The sequence below is a fragment of the Bradyrhizobium sp. P2_E8 genome (genome assembly GCF_056403875.1).
The window spans coordinates 1-4,392 of record NZ_JBFUES010000659.1 but is presented as its reverse complement, the minus strand read 5'-3'; the positions used below and the strand labels follow the sequence as shown (position 1 = coordinate 4,392).

Here is a 4,392-nt window from a genome sequence, read left to right as displayed (position 1 = left end):
TGCCTGCACCATGTCCGTCATAAAGCCTCCCGTGGCGCCTCTAATTTTCTGCGAGCGCTGGAGAGGCATTCTTGTATTCATTATGCCAAGGTTCAAGCGCTGGTCCGGTCACCGTGCGCAAATGCCGCAGGATCCTTCTCCGGCTGCGGCAGTGACTCGGGACAGCACAAATAGAAATGGCCCCGTCCTGCGGGGCCATTCATCAAAAGTAGTATGTCGACACCTGCGAAACCGGCGTGCGGCTCCCGCGGCGCAGGAAGCGCGCGCTTACAGGCCGAAACGGGGCAGGTCGCCGTTGTGATTCGAGATATCGGCGCTGGCCATCAGGAAGCGGTCGACCGCGGCCATGAAACGCGAGAACAAGGTGGAGGAGGGGGCGAGAGCGACGGAAGCGGTCTTGGACATCGGAATTCCTTTCTTGAGACGGTCAGTAGTGCTGTCTCATTTCGAAAGGCAATCTATGTATACCAGATGCCAATGTCCATGCATGCCATTGCATAGCAGCATGCGCTCTCCCGCATTGCAGCATAATGATGCGTTAATGGGGCCGTTCCGAGCTGAAAATTGCAAAACAGCCGCTGAAGCCGCGCATTTGGGCGGATTTGGGCGGAATCCCTGGGGATCCGGGCCTTGGCAGGGCAGGTCAAAGTCGTTAGTGGTCTGCCCCCTTTTCCAATCAACTGTCAGAGTGGTTCATGTCGAGCGCCTCGCCCGCCGTCTCGATCGGCATCGATTTTGGGACCAGCAATACGGTCGTAGCGCTTGCGGCGGACGACCGCCGGGTCGAGGCCATCCGCTTCGATCACGGCGGACAACGCCACAGCACTTACGTCTCGGCCCTGTGCTTCTGGGAGGACCGGCCGGGAGCCGGCGCCCAGGCCGAAGGCGGCCCGTGGGCGATCGAGCAGTTTCTCGAAGGACGCCACGTCTACCGCTTCCTCCAGTCGTTCAAGACCTTCGCCGCGAGCAGCAGCTTCAACACCACGCAGGTGTTCCGGCAGCGCTTCAAGTTCGAGGATATTTTGGCGGCGTTCCTGCGGACGCTGGCGCGCCATGGCGGTGACAGGTTCGGCTTCGAGACGTCGACGATCACGGTTGGCCGCCCGGTGCGCTTTGCCGGCGGCAATCCCGACGAGGCGCTGGCGATGCAGCGCTACCGGGCCGCGTTCGAGCGCCTTGGCGCCGGCCACGCGCGCTATGTCTACGAGCCCGTGGGCGCCGCGTTCTCCTTTGCCCGCCGCCTGGAGCGCGATGCCACCGTATTGGTCGCGGATTTCGGCGGCGGCACCAGCGACTTCTCCGTGATGCGCTTCTCGCGCACGGGCGGTGTCTTGCGCGCCGAGCCGCTTGGACACGCCGGCATCGGCATTGCCGGCGACACGTTCGACTACCGCATCGTCGACCACGTCGTCTCGCCGCGGCTGGGAAAAGGCTCGAGCTTCCGCTCGTTCGACAAGGTGCTGCCGGTCCCCACCGGCCACTACACCAACCTCGCGCGCTGGCATCAGCTCGCGATGATGAAGAGCAACGGCGATCTGCGCGAGCTCCGCGAGCTGGCGCGCACCGCGCTGAAGCCGGAATTGCTCGAGGATTTCATCACCATCGTCGATCTCGACCTCGGCTTTTCGCTGTACCGCGCGGTCTCGAACGCCAAGGTCGCGCTGTCGGGGCAGGATCAGGTGGATTTCCGCTTCAAAGGCGGCGGGGTCGACATCGGCTCGACCATCACACGGAAGAATTTTGAATCCTGGATTGCCGACGATATCGCCAGGCTGGGTGCGACCGTTGACAAGGTGCTGGGCGAAGCCGGCATCACCGCGCGCGAAGTGGAAAAAGTGTTCTTGACCGGCGGGACCTCCTTCGTGCCCGCCGTCCGAAAGCTGTTCGCCGATCGGTTCGGCAACGAACGCCTGATGTCGGGCGACCAGTTCGAGTCGATCGCCTACGGCCTTGCCCTGATCGGCCACAGTCCCGATCCGGACCGCTGGACCGCGAGCGGCGGGATCGCGCCGAAGGCGGGCGCGTAGGCCGCGAGGCGACCGGGCTCGATTGCTCGCCCCGCTTGCGGACAGGCTATGGCATTTGAAGACCGTTTCTGCGGCCATCCTTCGAGACGCCCGCCTTTGGCGGGCCCTCAGGATGAGGATGGAGTGCGTGGCCGTAGTTTCAACGGGCGCCGATGCCGTTTAGCCTCATCCTGAGGAGACCGCGAAGCGGTCGTCTCGAAGGACGAGGCGCTCGCTCCGCTTTGGCCCTATTGATTGATCTCGGGCTCGACGAGTTTTGCCAGGTTTCGCAGCGATTCCTGCCAGCCGAGATAACAGGCTTCCGGCGGGATCACGTCGGGGATGCCGGCCTGCGTGATGTCCACCTCGGTGCCGACAGAAACTTTCTTCAGGATCACGGTCACCTGGATCTCGCCGGGCAGGTTGGGATCGTCGAATCTGTCGGTGTAGCGGAGACGTTCGCCGGGAACGAGCTCGAGATATTCGCCGCCGAAGGCGTGGCTGTTGCCCGTCGTGAAGTTCCGGAACGACATCTTGAACGTGCCCCCGACCTTCGGCTCGAAATGATGCACGGTGCAGGTGAAGCCGTTCGGCGGAAGCCATTTTGCCAGCGCATCGGCCTCGAGGAAGGCGCGATAGACTTTCTCGGGGCTGGTCGCGAGAACGCGGTGCAGGCGGACAGTGCTGGGCATGTTCATTCATCCTCTTGCATTGATGGACCCGGCATTAGCGTCTACGGCCCATTCATGTCCTGAGGACGACCGAGACGTCGCCGATCCGACACGACGTCCCGGATTTTCTTGCCTCACCTCATCTGTACGACGACCTTCCCCTTGGCGCGGCCCTGCTCGAGATAGGCGAGCGCCTCCTTGGCCTGGTCGAACGGGAATATCTTGTCGATCACCGGCCGGATACGCTCTGCTTCGAGGAGCTTGCCGATTTCCGCGAGCTGGCCGCCGTCCGGACGCACGAACAGGAACGAATAGGCCGCACCGCGCGTCCTGGCGCCGCGGATGATCTTGCGGCTCAGCAGCCCAAACAGGAACTTCATGACGAAGTTCATGCCGCGGGCGCGCGCGAACGCGGCATCCGGTGGGCCGACGAGCGAGACGATCGTGCTTCCGGGTTTCAGGATTCGCAGCGATTTCTCGATGGCATCGCCCCTGACCGTGCCCAGCACGGCGTCGTAGTCCGTCAGCACGTCCTCGAATTGCAGCCTCTTGTAGTCGACCACCTCGTCGGCGCCGAGGCTGCGGACCAGGTCGACATTGCCCGTGCTCGTGGTCGTCCCGACCTTCGTGCCGAGATATTTTGCAAGCTGGATCGCGAAGGTGCCGATGCCGCCTGAGCCTGCGGGGATGAAGACTTTCTGGCCGGGCTTGAGATGCGCGCGCTCCTTGAGTGCCTGCCACGAGGTCAGTCCGACCATCGGGATCGAGGCTGCCTGCACGAAGTCCAGATTGGCGGGCTTGAGTGCCGCCGCGTTCTCCGGCACGCACGCGAATTCCGCGAGCGCGCCAGTGCCGCGGAGATCGAAGATGCTGGCGAAGACGGCATCGCCCGGCTTGAAGCGGGTCACCTGGCGTCCCACCTCCACCACGACGCCGGCGAGGTCGCTGCCGAGCGTTGCCGGCAGATCGAGCTTGAGAATGGGCTTGAATGTCCCTTTCGGAATCATGGTGTCGATGGGATTGAGGCCGGCGGCGTGAACCTCAACCAGGATGTCGTCCGGCTTGAGTGCAGGCCGAGGCATTTCGGTCAATGCGACCTGATCCGGCCGGCCATAACGTTTCAGGACAAGTGCTTTCATGTGTCCCTGCGTATGGGATGTTCGGAGCTGGCTGTGATGATGGCCGTCGGCGCGCCGCGGCGGCTTTTCAGAACGCGCGCGCGCGGCCGGCGGCTGCGACGCGACCGGCATCAAGCCGCAGGTCCTTTCGAATTCCGGCATCCACCAGTCCGGCCGGCGCAAAGCGTCGAAGCAAGCGCAGACGGCCCGCAAGGCGGCCGGCCGTGTACCGGATCTTCGGGCGCGCCGCATCGGCTGCTGCGAGGACGGTATCGGCGACGACGCCGGGTGGCTCGGCCGTCGCCATCACTTCGTTCACCCGCTTGCTGACGCCGGCACGGACGTCGCGATATTCATCGAGCTTGGCATCGGGTTCGATGAAATTCGCATCGAACGGCGTCTTCGTGTAGGCGGGCTCGATGACCGAAACGCGGATGCCCCACATGCGCAGCTCGTGATCGAGCGATTCCGAATAGCCTTCCACCGCGTGTTTGGTGGCGGCATAGAGCGCGCCATACGGCATCGGCAGGAAGCCGAGCACGGAGCCGATGTTGATGATGCGCCCGTGTCCCTGGCGGCGCATGTGGGGCACGACGC

General features: G+C 63.7%; 5 protein-coding genes. 1 reads left to right on the top strand and 4 read right to left on the bottom strand.

Features of this window, described 5'->3' with window-relative positions; translation table 11 throughout:
- Positions 1-267: 267 nt before the first annotated feature.
- Positions 268-405: a hypothetical protein gene (locus tag AC1D00_RS28970; protein WP_167770437.1), complete on the bottom strand. Its 138-nt coding sequence runs from the start codon at positions 403-405 to the stop codon at positions 268-270.
- A gap of 290 nt (positions 406-695) precedes the next feature.
- Between AC1D00_RS28970 and AC1D00_RS28965 the strand changes: the two genes are divergently transcribed.
- A complete protein-coding gene (locus AC1D00_RS28965) occupies positions 696-2,027 on the top strand; it encodes an Hsp70 family protein (RefSeq protein WP_271576525.1) in 1,332 nt (443 codons plus the stop codon).
- 227 nt (positions 2,028-2,254) lie between these two features.
- Here AC1D00_RS28965 and AC1D00_RS28960 read toward each other — a convergent pair whose 3' ends face one another.
- From AC1D00_RS28960 to AC1D00_RS28950, 3 genes are all read right to left on the bottom strand, one after another.
- Positions 2,255-2,698: an SRPBCC family protein gene (locus tag AC1D00_RS28960; RefSeq protein ID WP_135172596.1), complete on the bottom strand. Its 444-nt coding sequence runs from the start codon at positions 2,696-2,698 to the stop codon at positions 2,255-2,257.
- 113 nt (positions 2,699-2,811) lie between these two features.
- Positions 2,812-3,816, bottom strand: a complete 1,005-nt coding sequence (locus tag AC1D00_RS28955) for an NADP-dependent oxidoreductase (RefSeq protein ID WP_477013018.1) — start codon at positions 3,814-3,816, stop codon at positions 2,812-2,814.
- A 67-nt stretch (positions 3,817-3,883) separates the two neighbouring features.
- Positions 3,884-4,392: SDR family NAD(P)-dependent oxidoreductase (locus AC1D00_RS28950; RefSeq protein WP_477013017.1), on the bottom strand; the 509-nt coding region annotated here is incomplete at its 5' end.